The sequence below is a fragment of the Nocardia sp. CA-151230 genome (genome assembly GCF_050942175.1).
Taxonomy (GTDB): Bacteria; Actinomycetota; Actinomycetes; order Mycobacteriales; family Mycobacteriaceae; genus Nocardia.
Genome location: NZ_CP192061.1, coordinates 6,968,581 through 6,988,250 on the forward strand (window position 1 = coordinate 6,968,581; position 19,670 = coordinate 6,988,250).

Here is a 19,670-nt window from a genome sequence, read left to right on the forward strand (position 1 = left end):
CTGCCCACACGATCGGCAACTTCACCTCTCGACTTCGCCCAGGCACCCTCCATGACCCCACGGCCCAATCAGGGGGCAAGGATCTCCAGCATCACCGCGGTCACGTCGCCGGTGCTCAGGCCGTTCCTCTCCCGTACCGACGGCCGGTGAAGTGACCGTTCGACGGCTTGGTGTAGAGCACGGCCACTTGCCCCTTGACCGGCAGGAAATCGACAGTGATCGCGGGGTCGGCCGCGCTGCCGAGTGCGATGAAAGCCGATGTGCTGTAGGAGCGCAGCATGCTGATATACGCGTCGTGCAGGATCGGGACGACCGCGAACGGCGAGGAGAAGGCCATCACGATCAAGAACATGGGGATGAGGGTGAGCACCGGCACCACTGCCAAGGCAATCGCCGGCGGCCTCATCACGTCGATGACGAGGAATCGCCTCCCGACACGGGTGGCTTCGGCGATGGCCTGGTACGCGAGGCTGGGCGGGAGATGATGCAGGGACGCCGCTAATACGACCAGGTCGTAGCTATGGTCGGGTGCGTCGATGGCGGTCGCGTCGGCGACCCTGGTGGTGGCACGGGGGTGGGTACCGAGGGGACCTGCCTCGATCGAGGCAACCGATTTCGGGTCCAGATCCGTCACCGTCACCGTCGCGGTGCCGTGCAGGTCCAGCACCCGTGCCGCCAGCCCGCCGTTACCGGCACCCAATTCGAGCACCCGCGGATTGCGGAGGCCAGTGAGCTGTCCGACGACCAATTGCGCGTTGCGGTTGTGGTCACCGAACAGTGTTCCGACTCGATCGAGGAACGTAACGATCCTCTGCCTGCGCTGCTCGGGCACGTCGTATCTGTCGAGGTATTCCAGCCTTCCGGTCTGTAGCCGCCGGTCGAGCCAAGACGCGTCCGGACCGCCACGAGGCATCGCGGCGATCATCTCGATATCAGGTAGGTTCTGAGTCATATCCCATCCCCTCGTGCCCAAATGTTAGTCCTGGTGTACTGCCAGGGCGACCCCGTGGCGCCAACCATGAGACGGCCCCGGAATCCCGAAGCCGACCCTTCCATCAATCGCAACTGATGCGAGAACGTCGCATCGTATTCGAGTGGTGGACGAATCCGCATGCAGCTGGGCCACACTCACCTCCGACGCACCGGGGGTCGCTACCATCACCAGTGCCGCAGCATCCGAAATCCACTGCCAGCAGCCGAAATTGCCCCCGAACCGGTCGATGTGCGCCCCGTCCCGAGTTCGTATCCGATGCAATAGCCCGACGAAACCAGCTTTCGTCGAAATCATGGTTCAACCGTAAATCATTGCTATCCAATGGATTACGGCATACTTGCCCGATTTTCCGCGAAGCTACAGGGGCCCAATAGCGGATACCCGGAAGACCACTACAAGGCTTTCCCCACCCGCCGCGCACGACTCCGGCAGCCGTCCGGATTTCAGGTCCGATGCCCACCCTGTGGTGGGGGACAGAACGAGGCGGAGTATCCGCAGATGAAAGCGGGTTTGCGGGGCGGGCGAGGCTCGAACCCGCAAGTACGTCGACTTCGAGAAAGTCCAGGGGCTGGCGAGTCAGCTTTACGAAGGCATTCCCGAAACACTTGAAGAATCTCCGAAGGACACCGGAAGAAAGCACCTTGGATACCGGTACATCGGATATCTTGCAAAGGATCACAAAACAGACATCGCAGATCGCAAGCTGATAGCCCACGCATTATTTCCCGCAATCGAGCGCGACCTCGAGGCCGAGCAGTATCTTGAGGATTTCCGACAGTTGATCAACGCTGAACCGCCCAGACCGATCCCCGAAACCCGTAAGCTTCAACAGGCCGTTACGGCGTGACCATTGGTGGAAGCTTGTAAGGAAGGGGATCAGTTGGCGAGTGAACAGAGGCTGGCTGCACCAGACGGATGCTCATCGCGGCACCGCCAGTGTGTCGAGGTTGGGGACCACAACAGTGGGTGACCATTTATTCGCGTACGGCGCGAAGGAAGGCGATATCCCTTTCTTCGGCATGTGATTCAGCGGATGCCGGGCGTGCGCGGGTCCGGACCGAGGCAGGCTTGAATGACGCAGCCCGGCGGGGTATCCGCGAACGGCGCTGCCAACGGGTAGTTCAGGCAGCTGAAGACATTGCAGCCCGGATATGCCGCAGGCCCGACGCCGAAGACCCCGATCAGCAGATCCGTATCCACGTGGCTCGGATCCGCGCGCAGCGGCGGTTCGACATACGGACCGGGATCGGGCACCAGATGGTCTTGGAATGCCGCGAACAATCTGCGGAAGAATTCGTGCGGCAGCTCCGCGGTGTCCTGCAGAGCCTCCACAATGCCCTGGTTGCTGACACTTCCGAAGACTCCGGTCCACACCACCGTCAAATCCAGGCTCGGCACGATGAAGACGTTCTGCATGCCGAGTCCGACCATGAAATACACGTCAGCGGGCTGGAAGTCCTGGGACTCTTCGCATCCGAGGCCGATCCAGAGCAGGTAGCCAAAGCACTTGTTCGCTGGTGACGGCTGGCGTGCCATGCGCAGATAAGTCTCGGATACGAGTTGCCGTGTGCCCCAGCGCCCGTTATTGCTCATCAGCAGACCGAGCTTCGCGAAATTGTTCGGCGGGATCATCAGATGTGCATATCCGTAGGTGTGCCCGGCGCGATCGCGCGCCCAGTAATAATCACCGCGTTCGATGCCGAGCGGATCGAAAAGCTCACGCTGCGCGAACTGCTGCAACGGCTCGCCGACGGCCAACTCGATGACATAGGCGAGCAGATCGACATCGCGCTCGCTGTAGCTGAATACCGCACCCGGCGGATTGTTCAACGGTACCCCGAGCGCCTGCACGGCACTATTCGGATCGATCGAAATCACCCCGGTGACACCCTCGGTAAGTATATCCGCCGCCAGGCCGGACGATTCGGTCAGCAGATTCTCCACGGTGATCGACCGATGCTGCTCATCACCGAGTCCGGGCGGCAGATACCGATCGATCGGCGCCTCGAGATCGAGTTTCCCCTGATCCCAGGCTATTCCGGCGAGCAGGGAGACAACGCTCTTCGTCGCACTCCAGATATTCCACGCGACATTGCCGGTCTCGTCGTTTGCCGGCCCCTCACCGATCAGGCAGTTGTGCCGGAACACCTGCACATTCAACCGATTACGCCCACTGGCGAACGTCAAGGCGTCCGCGAGCAGTCCCGAATTTAGTCCAACCTGTTCCGGAGCCGCCCGTTCCGGGTTCCGCCCGGACGACACCTCACACGACAGCTGCTCGGCGGGCGCGGACTGCGCACCCCCGGCGAAAACGCTCACAGCGACCATTGATATCGCCGCAGTTCCGGCCAGGAATCTGTAGATGCGACCCATAGCTGGAGGCTATCGCCCCCGACAGCGCCAGAGCGGCATGCAACGCCAGGATGCGCTCGTCGCGCGTAATCGGATCGTCGCTGTCGCGGGCTGTCGCAGGACTGTCGCCCGGTATCACGCCCGTCGCGTCGGGCTGTCGCGGCGTCGCATCCTGGTGTCGCGCATGCAATTCCGACCCGAGGACACCCCCAGCAAAACGCTTCAGGGCTGTCATACGGGGCTTACCGCGCTGACGGATGCGGCGGCCTGCCGCCGCGGCCGGAACTGTGCCGGGCGCGGTCTGTGCGGGAACGTCGACCACAACCGGAGGTGTGGGTGCGGCATCGCGGCCGGCGACGGGGGGACTGGATTCGGAGAGCAGGGCGAAGCCGCAGGCGACCATCAGCCCGGCGGAGTGTCCGCAGGTGAAAGGGGAGTTGTGGGGCGGGCGGGGCTCGAACCCGCGACCAATGGATTATGAGTCCACGGCTCTAACCGACTGAGCTACCGCCCCCGACCGCTTCAGATCACTGCGGGCTCCGCGAGATGCTACCGCCTCGGGAGGGTCGATGCCCAGTTGGACTCGCTATGCGGCGTCGCGGTCGGCGATCTTGTTGAGTTCGAGCTGGTAGTAGAGGACGCCGAGGCCGAGGATCAGGTTCAGGACGAAGCCGAGGATGGGGTTGCAGGTGCCTTCGAGGCCGGCGGCTTCCTGGGATTGGCGGATTCGGGTGCCGGTGCGCCAGAAGCTGATGATGGCGGCGATGCCGGTCCAGGAGAGGAAGAGCATGACCAGGAGGGGGCCCGCGACCGGGGCCTCGGGGTCGCGGCGGAGTTCGGCCATCTCCTTGTGGATCTTGTAGTACCAGACGAAGAAGTAGATGCCGAGGGTGATGAGGGGCCAGACCAGCCACACCAGCACCGGGTTGCGGGGCTTGATCGGCGTGGCAAGAGCGGTGGTCATGCGATGAATCCTTTTGTTGTCGTGCAGTTTTCGGAATCCCGGGGGGAACCGGCTCGGGAAACGTATCCACAAGATCGTGACCGGATCGTGAAGCGTTAATCTGGGGCAGTCCACGACCGCAGGGAGGAACACGATGGCGAGTCTGTTCGCGAACGTGCTGAAGGCACATCAGTGGATCTACGAGAACAGCAACGGCCTGGTCGGGCACAAGCTGCTGTTCGGCAACCCGACGCTGCTGCTGCGCACGGTCGGCCGCAAGACCGGCAAGGAGCGCACCAATGCGCTCACCTACGCGCAGGACGGCAAGGACTACCTGGTCACCGCGTCCAATGGCGGGTCGCCCAGGCCGCCGGGCTGGCTGGCCAATGTGAAGGCCAAGGCGGACTGTGACATTCAGATCGGCACCAAGCGGATTCCGGTCACCGCACAGGCCACCTATCCGGACGATCCGGAGTACACACGTCGCTTCCGGATCGTCGACAAGGTGAACCAGGGCCGCTACACCCAGTACCAGACGATGACCTCGCGTCCGATCGCCGTGGTGGTGCTCACACCGCGCTGACACCCGGGTCGAGTGGACCTCGCAGGTAAGGGTCGACTATCCTTCCTGACCTGAGGGGAGTACTTCCCACGAATCACTCCGGTCAGTACGGGTCGCGCCGACGCGTCCCCCGGATGGTTGCCTGCGGCTGTGGCATTCGACGACGCAGGTGAAGGAGACCTCGGCTGGTTTACCCTGCCCGAGGAGGTCCCATGAGTCCTACCCTGTCCGTTCTCGCGAGTTCCACCGCCATCAACAGCGTCGGTACGCCCTGGCTGTGGGGCGGGACGATCGCCGCGGTGCTGGCGCTGCTGATCTTCGACTTCGCGCTCACCCGCCGCCCGCACGAGGTGTCCATGCGCGAGGCCATCGCCTGGACGGCCTTCTACATCGCCCTGCCCATCGCCTTCGGCATGTTCCTGTGGTTCAACAACGGCGGCACCCCGGCCGTGGAGTTCTTCACCGGCTACCTGCTGGAGAAATCGCTGTCGGTGGACAACCTGTTCATCTTCATGCTGCTGCTGTCCGCCTTCGCGGTCCCGGCGGCGCTGGCGCAGCGAGTGCTGCTGTACGGCATCGCGGGCGCGTTGGTGCTGCGCGGCATCTTCATCGCGCTCGGTGCGGCCGCCCTCGCCACCCTGGACTGGGCGTTCCTGCTGTTCGGCATGATCCTGCTGGTGACCGCGGTGAAGCTGCTGGCCGACGCGGCCGGCGGCCACGCGCAGGAACTCGATGCCGCCAACATGAAGTCGGTGCGCCTGCTGCGCCGCATCTGGCCCGTCACCGACGACTACCGCGGCACCAAGATGGTGGTCCGCGAGGCGGACCCGGCCCGGCCGGGCAGGTTCCGTCGCACCCTCACCCCGCTGGCGCTGGTGGTCGGCGCGGTCATGGCCACCGATATCGTCTTCGCCGTCGACTCGGTGCCCGCGGTGTACGGCGTCACCGGCGACCCGTTCCTGGTGTTCGCCACCAACGCCTTCGCGCTACTCGGTTTGCGCGCACTGTATTTCGTCCTGCACGCCGCGCTCTCCCGGCTCGTGCACCTGGCCTACGGCCTGGCCGCCATCCTCGCCTTCATCGGCGTGAAACTGGTCCTGCACTGGGCGCACGGCATCTGGAGCGGTGTACCCCAGATCCCCACGGCCGCCTCGCTACTGGTGATCGTGGTGGTGCTCGCGGCGGTCACCTTCACCAGCCTCCGCTCCACCCGCGGCGACAAGGGACACACCGAGGAGCCCGCGGTCGACGCGCAGTGAGCCGCACGGCAGGGCCCCTGATGGCTACTCATCAGGGGCCCTGCTCATGCACAGGAACCGGCGAAGAACGCTCGCGAACCGCACCGCTATCGACGTAGCGTGAAACCATGCTGCTGCACCGTTCCCAGCCCCCTCGGCTCGAGCAGGTCAATCGCACCGTGGATGCGCTGGAACTTCCGGAGGCGGTGTTCAAGACCTGTCCGTGGCAGCCGCGCGAGCTGGTGGAAACCGGTCTGCGGCAATGGTTGCGCTGCTGCGGGGCGGCGATGCGCGACGATCGGGTGATCGGCATGCCCTCGCATGCGGTGGACGAGGCCTGGCACGGGCTCATCCTGTGCACGAAGCGGTATGCGCGGTTGTGCGACAGCGCGTATGGCCGGTTTCTGCATCACTTCCCCGACGGCGAGGGCACGGGTTCGGGTGACCCGATGGCGGAGCAATTGGGACGCACGGTGGTCGCCTGGTCGTTCGTGGCGCGACCGGGCGAGAAATGCGTGCTGTGGGACCTGGATACCGTTGTGGGAGTGGACCATCCGTGGGGCATCCCATCGGAGCGGGTCCACTCCATCGAGGCGGCGCTACGGGCGGGCTGACCGCCGCTCGGGCCGGTGTCGCTGCGGCCGGCTAACTGCCGCCGCCGCAACCACCACCTCCGCAACCACCGCCGCCGCAGCTGCTGCCACCGCCGCAACCGCTGTGCCCACCGCCGCACCCATGGCCGTGGCCGCCGCCCCCGTCGGCCCATCCACCGCCGCTCGAACCGCCGCCGCCATCCGAGCCGTATCCCCAACTCCTGCTGCGACTTCCACGGCGACGATCACGTTCGCTCCGGGTAGCGACAACCGCCACGACAACCAGAGCGATCACAATGGCGACACAGAATATTCCGCCAACCATGGTCGGCCTCCTCCCCCGCCTCACGGCCCCTCCGACCGCGAGATATAGCCGAAAGCTACGCCGGGGAGAATCGGTCCGACAAACCCATCTTCTGGGGGGCTCACCGCCGTTGTGAGCCCCCACGACAGTGGGTACCCGCTACGTCAGCTTCACCCGCGCCGCGAAGAAGCGGGCGACGGCCGGGGCGAAGCGGTTGAAGCGGTACTGGAGCCAGGCCTCGGGGGTGACCGGGACGACGTCGCGGCCCTGCTCGACGGCCTTGACGATCTGGGCGGCGACCTTCTCCGGGCCGTAGCGGCGGGCGGCGTAGAGCTTGTCGTAGCGCTGCTGCTTGGCGGCCTCCTCCTCGGCGGAGACACCCGAGAAGCGGGTGGTGGCAACGATATTGGTGTGGACGATGCCGGGGCAGATGGTGTGGACGCCGATGCCCTTGCCCGCCAGTTCGGCCCGCAGGCAGTCGGAGAACATGAAGACCGCCGACTTCGAGGTGGAGTAGGCGGCGAAACCGCGCTGGGGGGTGTAGGCGGCCATCGAGGAGAGGTTGACGATGCTGCCGCCGAGGCCGCGATCGGCCATGGCCTTGCCGAACGCGCGGCACCCGTTGATGACGCCGTGCAGGTTGATATTGAGGACCCGGTCGAATTCGGTTGCGGGAGTGTCGAAGAAGTCGCCCGCCGCGCCGACACCGGCATTGTTGATCAAAATGTCGGGGACACCGTGCGTGGCGATGACCGCGGCCGCGTGCTCGGCGACCGCTACGTCATTGGAGACGTCGAGCTGGTAGGCGTGTGCGACACCGCCTTCGGCGGCAATGAGATCCGCGGTCTCCTTGGCCGAGTCCAGGTTGATATCGGAGAGCACGACTTCCGCGCCCTTGCGGGCGAAGGCGAGCGCCGTCTCGCGCCCGATGCCGCTGCCGCCGCCGGTGATCACCAGCAGCTGGTGCTCGAAAGGCCGCTGGCCCCGACCGGCTTCGGCACGGCGCAGGGTGCGTGGCGAGTCCCCGGTCCGCAGCGAGTCGATGAGCTCGACGGTGGAGGTGGCCAGCAGCTCCGGGTGCGAGAACGGCAGCCAGTGCCCGCCGCCGACCTCGCGCCGGTACAGGTTGGGCGCCCAGTCCTTGGTGTCGTCGTAACCGGCCGGCCGCACCGCGACGTCGCGGCGCGCGATGATCAGCTGCACCGGCACCTCGGTGCGGCGTTCCCGCGGATCGCCCAGGCGCTGCAGGATATTGGCACGGTAGATGCGCATACCGTCGAAGAAGTCGCGCCGGAACTCCGGCCCGAGCTTGATGTTCGCCGGCGAGGTCTCGTTCATCAGCCCGACGAAACGCGACCACATCTTCTCGGTGCCCAGCGGCTTGAGCACCACCCGCGGCACGCCCGGCGTCATGAACAGCCCGGTGTAGGCCGAGGACAGCAGCTGGGTGAACGGCCCCCACACCTTGCCGCGCGACAGGCTCGACCGCACCCACGCGCCCAGGTGGTCCAGGTTGGGTCCGGACACCGAGGTGAACGAGGCGACCCGCCCGGCGGCCTGCGGCTCGCAGACCGCCTCCCACATCTGCACCGAACCCCAGTCGTGGGCCAGGATGTGCACGGGCGCATCGGGACTCACCGCGTCGGCCACGGCGAAGAAGTCGACCGCGAAGTGCTCGAGCCGGTAGTCCTCGGTGCGGTCGGTGCGGGTGGAACGACCGTGCCCGCGGGTGTCGTAGGTGACCACGTGGAAGCGGTCGGCCAGCAGCGGCACCACCCGGTCCCACAGATGGTTGTCGTCCGGCCAGCCGTGCACCAGCACAATGGTTTCTGCCGAGGGCTCACCGTATTCGTAGACGGCGATGTCGAATTCACCGCTGCGCACCAGGCGTTCGGCGGCGGGGATGACGGTGGGTTGATCGGTCACGATCTTCTCCTCGTTGAGAGACGGCGCTAGATGTCCAGCACCAAACGGTCCCCGCCGCAACGGGATACACAGATGAGCATGTCGCCGGCCGCGCGCTCGGCGTCGGTGAGCACGGTGTCGCGATGGTCGACCTCGCCGGAGCGCACCCGCACCACGCAGGTGCGGCAGAAGCCCTGCCGGCACGAATACGACGAGTCCGGACGGGTCTTCAGCACTTCCTCGAGCACCGACTTGTCGGCGGGCACGTCGAGGACCTCGCCGGTGCGGGCCAGCTCCACCTGGAAGGCGGTGCCGTTCACCACCGGCGGTGGCGAGAAGCGCTCGGAATACAGTTCCACGCCGGGCATTTCGCGCACGGCGTCGGCGATGAGCTGGGTCATCACGACCGGCCCGCAGCAGTAGACGGAGGTGTCGGGACCGACGCCCGGCAGCAGCTCCGCGGCCGTGGGAATGCCGTGCTCGTCATCGGTGCGCACGGTCACGCGCGAGCCGAACGACTCCACCTCCGACAGGAACGGAATGGTGTCGCGGGACCGCCCGGCGTACACCATGCTCCACTCCACGCCCAGCCGGTCGGCCATCCGGATCATCGGCAGGATCGGCGTGATGCCGATGCCGCCCGCCACGAAATGCACTCGTGCGGCGGAGGATCCGTACCCGGGCAGCACGAACGGGAAGGCATTGCGCGGCCCCCGCACGGTGACCGGAGTGCCGACCGAGAGCTCCTCGTGCACCTCGAGCGAGCCGCCGTTGCCGTCCGGAATGCGCCGCACCGCAACGCGATACGCGTGCCGGTCGGCCGGGTCGCCGCACAGCGAGTACTGGCGCACCTTCCCCGAGGGCAATTCGAGATCCAGGTGCGCGCCGGGCCGCCATTCGGGCAGCGCGCGACCGTCGGGCGCGGTCATCAGCAGGCTGATCACGTCGGTGTCGTGCGCCTCGACGCGGCGTTCGGCCACCACCAGCGGGATCCGCCAGTCGTTCACCCGCGCGTCGGGTTCGCGCCGGTTCACGAAAGTACTCCAGCGCAAACGGCTTTCGGCGATGAAGTCCAGTACCCGGGTGGTCCGGTCCGCGCGCCCCTTGCCGAACAGGTCCTGCGGCGGCACTACCGGAACGGGTCGGATCGCGCTCACGAGGCCAGCGCCCGGGCAGCCGGGGACTGCGCCAGGTAGGCCACCGCTTGCGCGGTCGAGCCGACGCCCTCCGGGCTGTAGCCCGGCTTGAAGGTGGACAGCGCGCTCACCAGCAGCGCGGGAATCCCGGGCAGCGAACCGCGCCACATGGCGGCGAAGATCCGCGCGATCAGCATGGGATAGCGGTGGTTGGGCAGCGACGGATCGGCGTGCACCAGGAACTTGCTGCCGCGCAACAGCAGGGCGATGAAGATCGGGAACACCATCAGCATGAGCGCGCCGCGGCGCACATAGCCCACCTTGAGGTACTCGGCCACATCATGGGCGACCATGCGGTGCTCGACCTCTTCAGCGCCGTGCCAGCGGAACAGGTCCAGCATCTGCGGGTCGGCGTCGAACTGCTCGAGGTCGGCGTTGATGACCCAGTCGCCGAGGAAGGCGAAGAAGTGCTCGAGCGCGGCGATGACGCCGAGCCGCTCGACCAGCTGCTGCTGCCGCGCGGCCGGGGTGCCCTCGGTCCGCGGGCCCAGGGTCTTGCGGAAGAGGAATTCCGCCTGCCGCACATACGGTTCCACATCGATGCCGTGGGCCTCGAGCACCGCTTCGAGCGCACCGTGGTGACTCTCGGCGTGCATGGACTCCTGCCCGATGAAGCCGATCATGGCCTCCCGCAGCTTCTCGTCCTTGACCAGTTCGAGGGCTTCACCGAAGGTCACCAGGAACATGCGCTCGCCTTCTGGCAGCAGCATGCTCAGGGCATTGAGGACGTGAGAGGCGATCGGTTCCCGCTTCATCCAGACCGGTTCGGTCCGGGACCAATCGAACTGCACATTCCGGGCATGCAGGGCTACCTCTCCGGGTTCGGTCACCGGTCGGCGGCCCAGCTTCGGAAGTAGCTTCATCGGTACTCCTGGTCTCGTATCGCTTTTGCTGCGTGAGCGTAGCAATATTCTACGCATGCATGAAACCCTGAGTTACACCTAAAAATGCGGGCCCTGCCCTGTACGAAACGACAAGGGAGCTCTCACTGCGGAAATTCGCCAGATTCCCCGCGGTGAGAGCTCCCTCGTGCGGAGCTAGCTGTCGACGTGGACGTGGGGACGCTGGGAGCGGCGCGGGATGGCGCGGCGGAGGATCTCGCGGGTTACGGGGGCGACCTCGCCCTCACCGAAGAACATGAAGCGCACCAGATTGACCAGCGGATTGCCCTCGGTCCATTCGAAGTACACGTGCGGGCACTCACCGGTGCGGTCGCGGATCGCGATCAGGATGGACGCGATGCAGTTCGGCACGGCCGCGGCCTCGACGGTGAGGATGTGATAGTCGTCCACGTCCACCTCGGTCACATGCAGCGTGGTGCTGAACTCCGACGGGTCCTTCACGATGACCTCGAGGAAGAGGATGGGCTCCGACTCCGGTATGTGGCTCTCGCGCCGCTGATCGGCTTCCTTCTCCGCGTACTCCTCGGGCGAGCGGCCGTCGGTGATGTCGTGGGTGACGATGCGGATCTCGCCACGCTCGGCCAGTTGGTCGATCATCCGGCAGGCCTTCTCGTCGAAGATCACCTCGACGGCCCGCAGCTCGAAGGCTCGGCGGATGCGCGAGGCGAACGACACCACCATGATCGCCACCACGAACAGGATGGCCAGATGCAGACCGGCCGGCTTCTCGATGATGTTGTCGATGGTGGTGTAGACGAAGATCAGCGACACCACACCGAAGCCCAGCACACGCGAGTACTGCTGCTTGCGCCAGGCAGAAATGGTCACCGCCACGGCTGCGGAGGTGATCAGCACCAACACACCGGTCGCGTACGCCGCACCCTGCGCGTCGACGCTCGCGTCGAAGTACCAGGTGATGGCGAAGGACACCAGCGCGAAAACCAGGACCAGCGGCCGGATCTGGCGCGCCCATTCGGGAGCCATACCGAAGCGCGGCAGGTAACGCGGCACCAGATTGAGCAGGCCCGCCATGGCCGACGCGCCCGCGAACCAGAGGATGGCGATGGTGCTGACGTCGTAGACCGTGCCGAACCCATTGCCCAGGTACTCATGCGCCAGGTAGGCCAGCGCGCGGCCGTTGGCCTGCCCGCCCTCCTCGAACTCCTTCTCCGGAATGAGGATGGTGGTGATGAAGCTGGTGACGATGAGGAACCCGCTCATGATGAGCGCGGCGGTGGTCAGCAGCTTGCGGGTGCCGTTGATCCGGGTGCGCGGGTATTCCTTGGAGTCGGCCGGATCGCCCTTGATCTGCGGCATGACCGCGACACCGGTCTCGAAGCCGGACAGACCCAGCGCCAGCTTCGGGAAGACCAGCAGCGCCACGCCGATCATGGCGAAGATATTGCCGTGCTTGGCCGTGAGCAGATGCGACCAGTCGGTCACCAGGTGCGGCGCCTGCAGCACCTTGACGATGCCGACCGCGGCGACCACCAGATTCAGCGCCAGATACGCGCCGACCAGACCGACCGCAATGCCGATGGCCTCACTGAAGCCCTTGAGGAACACCGCCGCCAGCAGCGCCAGCAGGACCAGGGTGATGGTCATGTTCTGGTCCTGCAGGAACCCGGGCACGTACGGGTTCTCGACGATGTGGGCCGCACCGTCGGCGGCCGACAGCGTCATGGTGATGGTGAAGTCGGTGGCCGCGAAGCCCAGCAGCACCAGGATGAAGATCTTGCCCCACCAATTCGGCAGGAAGTTGGCGAACATGGCGATCGAACCGCCGCCGTTGTGGCTCTCCCTGGCCACCCGGCGGTACACCGGGAGCGCGCCGAGGAGCGTGAGCGCGACCAGCACGATGGTCGCCAGCGGCGACAGCACGCCGGCGGCCAGGGCCGCGATGCCGGGCTGGTAACCGAGTGTCGAGAAGTAGTCGACACCGGTCAGGCACATGACCTTCCACCAGGAATGCTGATGCTCCTTGGGAGCCTTCTTGGCCATCGGCCCCTGAATCTGCGAGTGATGCTCACCCGCGTCCTCTAGTAGCCAGTTCGCAAAGCGCGAGCGCGGCTGTGCCTCGGTGGTGGTCAAGGAGTCCTCCCCGGAACTCTGTGGGTCCGGTTTCCCGAAATCGGTCGGTAAATGACGTGACGAATGTACTCACGGCAAATCGGGCGCCGACAGTGCCCGCGCCATGCGCTGTTCAGTCCGGTGTGCTAGCCCAGATAGGCCGCGATGGCGGTGGCGATGGCCTGCGCGAATCGCGCGCGGCCATCCGGTGATTCGATGACCGCGGCGTCGCCGGGATCTCGCATGTTCCCGCACTCGACGAGGGCGGTCGGGCGCTCGGAGAAATTCAGCCCGGCCAGATCGGCCCGCGGGTTCAGCCCGTCCGAGCCGACATAGGTGGAAGTGGTGAAGCCCGCGCCGACCATGGTGTCGCGCAGGGTGGTGGCCAGCTGCACCGACGGCCCGGACTGGGCGTCGTTCAGCGCGGGCGAGGAGTAGGCGACGTGGAAGCCGTGCGCGCCCGCGGGCGCGCCGTCGGCGTGGATGGAGACCACGGCCGCCGCGCCGACCCGATTGCCGAGGGTGCCGCGGTCGTTCACGCACGGGCCGACGCCGGTGTCGCTGTCACGGCTCATGATCACCTGGTAGCCGCGGGCGCTGAGCAGGTCGCGGACGCGCTGGGCCACATCCCAATTGAATTCGTGCTCGGTATAGCCGTCGTCGCCGCTGGTGCCGGTGGTGTTGCAGGGCTTCACGCCGCCGCGTCCGTCGGGCACCTGGGCATTGATCTCGTCGGTGTGGGCCGCGCCGCCGCCGTTGTGGCCGGGATCGAGGACCACGGTCTGGCCGGCGATCGGAAACAACGGGCGGACAGGGGCTTCCGGCGCCGGGTGCGCGAGCGACCCCGAAACCGGTGCGGCGGCGAGGCTCTGGCCGGTGCCCGCGATCAGCAGGACGCCGCAGAGGGCCGCGAGGGACTTCCAGGTTCGGTGTCGCACGGCACAAACGATAACGGTTGAATCACGAACGGGTAAGTCAGTGTTCGAGTTTGCGCAGGAGCCCGTGGAGTGTGCGCAGTTCAGCCGGGGTCAGGGCGGCCAATTCGGCGGGCGCCGGGTCCGGCGTGGCGAGGGCTTCGGCCACCACCTCCTGGCCCGCGCGGGTGAGCGAGATGAGCTTGCAGCGCCGATTGGTCGGGTCGATCTCGCGGATCACCAGGCCGCGCTCCTCGAGATCGTTGACCACGACCGTGGTGGCGGGTGCATCCATGGTGGCCGCCCGCGCCAGCTCCTTGGCGGTGAGCGGGCCGGGCAGCAGCCGGCGCAGGATGCGAATCCGGCTGAACGGCATGCCGGTTCGCTCCACCACCGCGCGCTTCCAGGTGTCGCGGGTGTCCATCACCAGGTGGGTGAGCTGCCGCCAGACCTCATCGGTCGTGGGCGTGTCATCCGGCATGAGCGGGGACCTTCTGTTCGAGCAGGGGGGCGACGCGATCTCGCGAACGGTACGCCCAGTCGGTATTGGCGGCCACGCCCAGCGCGGTGACCGCGGCGGCGAAACCGGCGATGGTCCACCACAATCCCGCACCCGTGAGCGCACCACACAGTGCCACACCGAGACTCACGCCGACCTGGCGGCTGGTGGAGGCCACCGCGGCCGCCGCACCCGCGCGATCGAGCGGCATGCCGCTCACCGCGGTGGTGGTGATGGGCGCGTTCACCATGCCGAAGCCGATGCCGAACAGCGCGAAGGTGATGACCAGCTGCCAGATCGGGGTGTCCGGGCGCAGCAGGGTGAGACCGATCGCGGCCACCGACATCAGGATTCCGGAGGCCAGCAGCGACGGGCGGGTGCCGTGGCGGCCCACCAGCCGCCCCGACAGCGGCGAGAAGAACAGCATGCCCAGCGCCATCGGCAGGTACAGCAGACCGGTGTGCACGGCCGAGAAGTGCCGGGTCCCTTGCAGATACAGCGACATGTCGAACAGGAACGCGCCCAGCGCGGCGAACGAGCAGACCGCGATGACCGTGGCCGAGGAGAACGGGAAGCTGCGGAAGAAGCGCAGATCGATGAACGGCGACGGGTGGCGCGCCTCGTGCCAGACGAATCCGGCCAGCGCCAGCGCGGACACCACGAAGACTGCGGGCTCGCGCTCGATCAGGCCGTACACAAGGGTGAACAGCAGCACGATCGCCAGCGCCTGACCGATCGGATCCATGCCGCGCGGCCTGGCCGACTTCGATTCCGGCACATAGACGGTGGTGAGCGCCAGCGCGACCGCCACGATCGGCAGGTTGATCCAGAACACCGACTGCCAGCCCAGGCTGTCGATGAGCACGCCACCGACCATGGGCCCCAGCGCGGTCGAGATGCCGACCACCGCGCCCCACACGCCGACTGCCCGGGCCCGCTCCACCCGGCCGGTGAAGGTGGTCGTAATGATCGACATGGCAACGGGATTCAGCATGGAACCACCGACGGCCTGCACGAACCGCGCACCGATCAGGATCTCGATGGTGGGCGCGATGCTGCACAGCAGCGAGCCGAGCGCGAAGGTGATCAGCCCGATGCGGAACACCCGCTTGCGCCCGAACCGGTCGGCTGCCGCGCCGGAGAGCATGAGCAGGCTGGCGAGGCTGAGCGTGTAGACGTCGACGATCCACTGCAGCCGCGACAGCGGCGCGCCCAGGTCGTCACGGATGGCGGGGATGGCGACATTCACGATGGTCGCGTCCATGGACGAGATCAGCAAGCTCAAACAGCAGGTGATCAGGATGATCGTTTTCCTGCGCGAGCTCAGCTCCTCAACAGTTGTAAGCACACAACGATTGTGAAGACACAACTGTTTCGAGCGCAAGGGACAGTGCCGATGGCACAGATCACATGTAAGGCGCACCGGTGCCACCGCCCGGCTCGACGGGCTGGGCATACGCGACTATGTCCGACGGCGTACCGTCGAGTCTGTGAGCAGTGGCGCCGTCCCGGCGGCAGGGGTGGAGAGCTCGGACCTGTGGGCCCGGGTTTTCGCGGCGCTGTATGACCCCCTGCTGTGGATGGGCGAGAAGGCGGGTATGGGCGCTCGTCGGCGAAATTTGCTCAGCCGTGCGAGGGGGCGGACTGTCGAGCTGGGCAGCGGTACCGGCCTCAACCTGGGGTACTACCCGGACGACCTCGACGAGCTGATCTTGACCGAACCGGAGCCCGCGATGCGTACGCAGTTGGCGCGGAGGCTGCGTGGCAGTCGACGTCGCGCACCGGTGCTCGACGCATCCGCGGAACAACTGCCGTTCGAGGATGGGACCGTGGATACGGTCGTCTCAACGCTCGTGTTGTGCACTGTCGATGACCCTGATCCGGTGTTGCGGGAGATCGGGCGCGTGCTGCGTCCCGGCGGCCAGCTGCTGTTTCTCGAGCACGTACGTTCCGAGTCGCCGCGACTTTCGTATTGGCAGGACCGCCTCGCCGGCCCGTGGCGCCGGTTCGCAGAGGGCTGCCACTGCAACCGCGCCACCCTCGAGCTGATCCGGGCGTCCGGGCTGAAGCTCGAAGACGTGCAGGAAATGCCGTGGCGGGCAATGCCTCCGATTGTTCGACCGCTGATCACGGGCGCGGCCACCAAAGGCGAAATCTGACTGAAGCTGCGTCTCACTCGGCCGCATCAAACGAGCAGTTCCGCCATTCTGCACAGCATGAATGAACGGGCCCAAATCCCGCGTTCGGACGGAACATGTGCCGCGACACCCGGCGGACGGTGACATCGACACATCACAGGGACTGTCAGTGTTTGGGAGCCATCGGGGCCGTCACCGCCGACCACGCCCCGAGCACATCCTCGGTCTGCTGCTCGGAGGTGCCGTAGGTGTGGGCCGCGACCGTGAATCCGGGGCCGAAGGACACCGATGCCACTTCCGGAGGGCCGACATCGGACCAGCCCCACTTGGTTCCGTACACCTGCGGCAGTCGCGCGGTGCCCCAGTCCTGGCGGGTGCCGTCGGACGCCCGCTCGCTGGGCTGCTCCATCCAGGCCAGGATCAGGCTGTCCGGTTCGTCACGGAGTTTCGCGGCCAGGAAGTCGGCCACGTCGGCGACGCTGGTGGTCGACAGTTCCCAGCCGCCGCCACCGTGCGTGGCACGCAGGCCGTACTCCTGGGCGATCGCGTCGATGGCATACGGATACTTCGCTGCGATCCGGTCGGCGGCCGCGTCGTCGGACTTGCAGACCATGCGCTCGCCCAGCTCGCGATCCTCGGCCGAGCCGTCGCCGTGCCGCAGGGCGAAATCCGCCATGAACAGCTTGGCGATGGACAGGGCCCCGCGCTCCTCGGTCTCGTTGTCGGTGCCCCAGCCCGCGCCCGGCACCAGCGTGCGCACCGAGAGCGCGGTGCGCGGCGGGACGTGGACGGACGGCGGGATGCCCGGGTCGAAGCCCGGTTGTGCGCACGCGGCGCCCGCCACGGCCATCCAGACCCCCGCCACCACGGCCGCGACCGCACCGGCTCTCGTACCCATCACCACCTCCGCGTCGCGTTCCACCCGATGCCACCTTGCTCTCGGAGGCCGGGCGGAGGCTCACGACACGCCGATAACTCTCAGACCGTGAGGATGGTCCGGCCGACGGCGGCGCGGGAGCCGATGGCGGTGTGCGCGGCGGCGGCCTGATCGAGGGGGAAGGTCTGGCCGATGACGACCTCGAGGCGACCGGCGGCGACCTCGGCCTGGGCCCGGTCGTGGAGGGTGAGCCAGTCGGTCTCGGGGGTCGCGATCTCGAACAGGGAGACGATGGTGATGCCCTGGGCGGCAGCGGATTCCGCGTCGACCGCGGCGAAGCCGCCGGCCGAGTTGCCGTAGGCGATGAGCAGGCCGCCGGGAGCGGTGGCGGCCAGGGCCGCGCGGCCGATATCGCCGCCCGCTCCGTCGAGGACCACCTGCACGCCGGCGGTCCGTTCCCGGACCTGCTCGGCCCAGTCGGGTTTCGAGTAGTCGACCACCTCGTGTGCGCCGAGCCGTTGCGCCAGAGCGAGTTTCGCCTCCCCACGCGCAGCGGCGATGACCTGCGCGCCGGCCGCGCGAGCCAGCTGGATGAGCAGGGTGCCCAGACCGCCCGCGGCGGCGGTGATCAGCACCCACTGACCCGGTTGGATCGCGGCCCGATCGGCGACGGCGAGCACGGTGCGTCCGTCGTGCACGAGGGCGGCGGCCTGCTCGAAGCTCAGCTCGCCGGGGATGACGGCCAGGGTGCCGACCTTGGCCAGGGCCAGTTCGGCATAACCGCCGACGGGCAGGCCGCCACCGATGCCGCTGGCCGCCGTCGGGGTGGCGACCCGCTTGCCGACCCACCCGGGGTCCACGTCGGGCCCGACCGATTCGACCGTGCCCGTGACCGCGCCGCCCGGCACGAACGGGGGCTCGACGGGGAAGTAGTCGCGCGCCCAGCCGCTGCGCAATGTCGTGTCCAGGAACATGACGTCGGCGGCCGCGACCCGCACCACCACTTCGCCCGGACCGGCGACCGGATCCGCGACCTGCCGCACGGTCAGTACGTCGGGTCCACCGAACTCCTCGGCCTGCACTACACGCATCTCGCTGCCTCCCTTTTACTTTCGACGGGGTGTCGATGGACTCCAGGATCGAACCTGTACTTATGTTGAGGTCAAGTGCGCGGGCCGCGATTCCGCTCTGGGCGAACCGTGGGTGATCCGGGTGGTGACGCTGCTGCGACCGGCGGGGCCGCAGGTGAATTCGTGGTCGCCGATCGTCGCCGTTCCGATTTTCGGATTCGCGCTGGGCTCGCTCATCGCTGGTGCGCGCATACGCGGACAGGAACTCGAGGACATCGAACCCGGCACGCGCACTCGATAATGACCGCATGCAGTACCCCGAATCGCGGCTTTCCGACACCACCCGCGTGGAAGCCTTCAGCGACGGCGTCATGGCCATCGCGATCACCCTGCTCGTGCTCGAGATTCGCATTCCGGAGCCCGATGACGGCTCGCTGTGGCATGAGCTGACCGGGCTGTGGCCCAGCTACCTCGCCTATGCCGGATCGTTTCTCACCATCGGTGTGATCTGGCTGTGCCATCACCGCTTCTTCGCCCGGGTCCGGCAGATGGACGGGCTGCTGCACTGCGGCAATCTGCTGTTGCTCCTGGCGGTGGCGTTCCTGCCGTTCCCGACGACCGTGCTGGCCCATCATCTGGAGGATGGGGGCTGGAATGCCAAGGTGGCGACCGCCTTCTACGGGCTGGCGGGTGCGGTGCAGGCGGCGGCCTGGTTCGTGATGTGGATTGCCCTGCGCCGCAACCCGGATCTGTTCGAGCCCGGCTACGATGCCGAGTACGCGCGGCGGGAGAGCCTGCAGGCGGTGATCGGTTTCGTGGGCTTCGATCTGATCGCGGCCGTCGGGCTGGCGCTGCCCGCGGTGGCGTTGCTGCTGTACCTGGCGGCAGTGCTGGGCTACGGGTACCTGAGTACGCGCCCGCAGGTCTTCGCCCGCGTCTGAACCGTCGTCCCGTTCACCGGAACTCGTGATCGCCAGGGTGTTCTCGCTCGGGTAGCGCGGCCCGCCCGGTGCGCTTATGCTGCGTCCGGCAGATCCGAATCCGCTTGCCGGGCCGGGCATTTGGCACGGCTCCCGGCGCGGGTGCGGTTGGGGGCATCGGGGCGTTCGCCCT

At 66.9% G+C, this 19,670-nt stretch carries 17 protein-coding genes and 1 tRNA gene; 5 read left to right on the plus strand and 13 right to left on the minus strand.

Annotated elements, in window-relative coordinates; all coding sequences use genetic code 11:
- Positions 1 to 115: 115 nt before the first annotated feature.
- The 4 genes from ACQP1O_RS32855 to ACQP1O_RS32870 form a co-directional block, all read right to left on the minus strand.
- Complete coding sequence (locus tag ACQP1O_RS32855; RefSeq protein WP_433562255.1) at positions 116 to 952, minus strand: class I SAM-dependent methyltransferase; 837 nt, start codon at positions 950 to 952, stop codon at positions 116 to 118.
- Between the two features lie 1,068 nt (positions 953 to 2,020).
- Positions 2,021 to 3,367: a serine hydrolase domain-containing protein gene (locus tag ACQP1O_RS32860; protein ID WP_433562256.1), complete on the minus strand. Its 1,347-nt coding sequence runs from the start codon at positions 3,365 to 3,367 to the stop codon at positions 2,021 to 2,023.
- 419 nt (positions 3,368 to 3,786) lie between these two features.
- Positions 3,787 to 3,860: transfer RNA gene (locus ACQP1O_RS32865), tRNA-Ile, on the minus strand.
- Between the two features lie 72 nt (positions 3,861 to 3,932).
- Entirely contained in the window at positions 3,933 to 4,310 is a 378-nt protein-coding gene (locus tag ACQP1O_RS32870) for a DUF4234 domain-containing protein (RefSeq protein WP_433562257.1), read from the minus strand.
- A 133-nt stretch (positions 4,311 to 4,443) separates the two neighbouring features.
- Here ACQP1O_RS32870 and ACQP1O_RS32875 point away from each other — a divergent pair, with 133 nt between their 5' ends.
- From ACQP1O_RS32875 to ACQP1O_RS32885, 3 genes are all read left to right on the plus strand, one after another.
- Positions 4,444 to 4,872 (plus strand): nitroreductase/quinone reductase family protein, encoded by a 429-nt coding sequence (locus tag ACQP1O_RS32875; RefSeq protein ID WP_433562258.1) that lies wholly within the window; start codon positions 4,444 to 4,446, stop codon positions 4,870 to 4,872.
- 191 nt (positions 4,873 to 5,063) lie between these two features.
- The gene (locus ACQP1O_RS32880) at positions 5,064 to 6,110 is read left to right on the plus strand and encodes a TerC/Alx family metal homeostasis membrane protein (protein WP_433562259.1); all 1,047 of its coding nucleotides are present in this window, start codon (positions 5,064 to 5,066) and stop codon (positions 6,108 to 6,110) included.
- Between the two features lie 107 nt (positions 6,111 to 6,217).
- Complete coding sequence (locus tag ACQP1O_RS32885) at positions 6,218 to 6,703, plus strand: hypothetical protein (protein WP_433562260.1); 486 nt, start codon at positions 6,218 to 6,220, stop codon at positions 6,701 to 6,703.
- A gap of 442 nt (positions 6,704 to 7,145) precedes the next feature.
- Here the strand turns inward: ACQP1O_RS32885 and ACQP1O_RS32890 are convergent, their stop codons facing one another.
- The 7 genes from ACQP1O_RS32890 to ACQP1O_RS32920 all read right to left on the minus strand — a co-directional run bounded on the left by ACQP1O_RS32890 (position 7,146) and on the right by ACQP1O_RS32920 (position 15,820).
- Complete coding sequence (locus ACQP1O_RS32890) at positions 7,146 to 8,915, minus strand: SDR family oxidoreductase (protein ID WP_433567877.1); 1,770 nt, start codon at positions 8,913 to 8,915, stop codon at positions 7,146 to 7,148.
- Positions 8,916 to 8,938: 23 nt separating this feature from the next.
- Entirely contained in the window at positions 8,939 to 10,048 is a 1,110-nt protein-coding gene (locus ACQP1O_RS32895; protein ID WP_433562261.1) for a PDR/VanB family oxidoreductase, read from the minus strand.
- A complete protein-coding gene (locus ACQP1O_RS32900; RefSeq protein ID WP_433562262.1) occupies positions 10,045 to 10,950 on the minus strand; it encodes a metal-dependent hydrolase in 906 nt (301 codons plus the stop codon). The genes ACQP1O_RS32895 and ACQP1O_RS32900 overlap by 4 nt, the downstream gene beginning before the upstream one ends.
- A gap of 174 nt (positions 10,951 to 11,124) precedes the next feature.
- On the minus strand, positions 11,125 to 13,080 hold the full coding sequence (locus ACQP1O_RS32905; RefSeq protein ID WP_433562263.1) for an amino acid transporter: 1,956 nt from the start codon (positions 13,078 to 13,080) through the stop codon (positions 11,125 to 11,127).
- A 125-nt stretch (positions 13,081 to 13,205) separates the two neighbouring features.
- A complete protein-coding gene (locus tag ACQP1O_RS32910) occupies positions 13,206 to 13,997 on the minus strand; it encodes an N-acetylmuramoyl-L-alanine amidase (RefSeq protein ID WP_433562264.1) in 792 nt (263 codons plus the stop codon).
- Positions 13,998 to 14,034: 37 nt separating this feature from the next.
- Positions 14,035 to 14,454 (minus strand): MarR family winged helix-turn-helix transcriptional regulator, encoded by a 420-nt coding sequence (locus ACQP1O_RS32915; RefSeq protein WP_433562265.1) that lies wholly within the window; start codon positions 14,452 to 14,454, stop codon positions 14,035 to 14,037.
- Complete coding sequence (locus ACQP1O_RS32920) at positions 14,444 to 15,820, minus strand: MFS transporter (RefSeq protein WP_433562266.1); 1,377 nt, start codon at positions 15,818 to 15,820, stop codon at positions 14,444 to 14,446. The genes ACQP1O_RS32915 and ACQP1O_RS32920 overlap by 11 nt, the downstream gene beginning before the upstream one ends.
- Positions 15,821 to 15,962: 142 nt before the next feature.
- Between ACQP1O_RS32920 and ACQP1O_RS32925 the strand changes: the two genes are divergently transcribed.
- Entirely contained in the window at positions 15,963 to 16,631 is a 669-nt protein-coding gene (locus tag ACQP1O_RS32925) for a class I SAM-dependent methyltransferase (RefSeq protein WP_433562267.1), read from the plus strand.
- 145 nt (positions 16,632 to 16,776) lie between these two features.
- Here ACQP1O_RS32925 and ACQP1O_RS32930 read toward each other — a convergent pair whose 3' ends face one another.
- Together ACQP1O_RS32930 and ACQP1O_RS32935 are read right to left on the minus strand one after the other, a co-directional pair.
- Entirely contained in the window at positions 16,777 to 17,532 is a 756-nt protein-coding gene (locus ACQP1O_RS32930; RefSeq protein WP_433562268.1) for a hypothetical protein, read from the minus strand.
- A 56-nt stretch (positions 17,533 to 17,588) separates the two neighbouring features.
- Entirely contained in the window at positions 17,589 to 18,578 is a 990-nt protein-coding gene (locus tag ACQP1O_RS32935; RefSeq protein WP_433562269.1) for a zinc-binding dehydrogenase, read from the minus strand.
- Between the two features lie 287 nt (positions 18,579 to 18,865).
- On the opposite strand from ACQP1O_RS32935, the gene ACQP1O_RS32940 reads away from it, so the two are divergent.
- Positions 18,866 to 19,498 carry a TMEM175 family protein gene (locus ACQP1O_RS32940; protein ID WP_433562270.1) on the plus strand — a complete coding sequence of 211 codons (633 nt, stop codon included), beginning with the start codon at positions 18,866 to 18,868 and terminating at the stop codon, positions 19,496 to 19,498.
- Positions 19,499 to 19,670: the final 172 nt, after the last annotated feature.

What these genes read in the sequence shown, in the direction of transcription:
- ACQP1O_RS32855 (WP_433562255.1), bottom strand. Translation starts at nt 952, where the DNA reads ATGACTCAGAACCTACCTGATATCGAGATGATCGCCGCGATGCCTCGT.
- ACQP1O_RS32860 (WP_433562256.1), bottom strand. Translation starts at nt 3,367, where the DNA reads ATGGGTCGCATCTACAGATTCCTGGCCGGAACTGCGGCGATATCAATG.
- ACQP1O_RS32870 (WP_433562257.1), bottom strand. Translation starts at nt 4,310, where the DNA reads ATGACCACCGCTCTTGCCACGCCGATCAAGCCCCGCAACCCGGTGCTG.
- ACQP1O_RS32875 (WP_433562258.1), top strand. Translation starts at nt 4,444, where the DNA reads ATGGCGAGTCTGTTCGCGAACGTGCTGAAGGCACATCAGTGGATCTAC.
- ACQP1O_RS32880 (WP_433562259.1), top strand. Translation starts at nt 5,064, where the DNA reads ATGAGTCCTACCCTGTCCGTTCTCGCGAGTTCCACCGCCATCAACAGC.
- ACQP1O_RS32885 (WP_433562260.1), top strand. Translation starts at nt 6,218, where the DNA reads ATGCTGCTGCACCGTTCCCAGCCCCCTCGGCTCGAGCAGGTCAATCGC.
- ACQP1O_RS32900 (WP_433562262.1), bottom strand. Translation starts at nt 10,950, where the DNA reads ATGAAGCTACTTCCGAAGCTGGGCCGCCGACCGGTGACCGAACCCGGA.
- ACQP1O_RS32915 (WP_433562265.1), bottom strand. Translation starts at nt 14,454, where the DNA reads ATGCCGGATGACACGCCCACGACCGATGAGGTCTGGCGGCAGCTCACC.
- ACQP1O_RS32935 (WP_433562269.1), bottom strand. Translation starts at nt 18,578, where the DNA reads ATGCGTGTAGTGCAGGCCGAGGAGTTCGGTGGACCCGACGTACTGACC.
- ACQP1O_RS32940 (WP_433562270.1), top strand. Translation starts at nt 18,866, where the DNA reads ATGCAGTACCCCGAATCGCGGCTTTCCGACACCACCCGCGTGGAAGCC.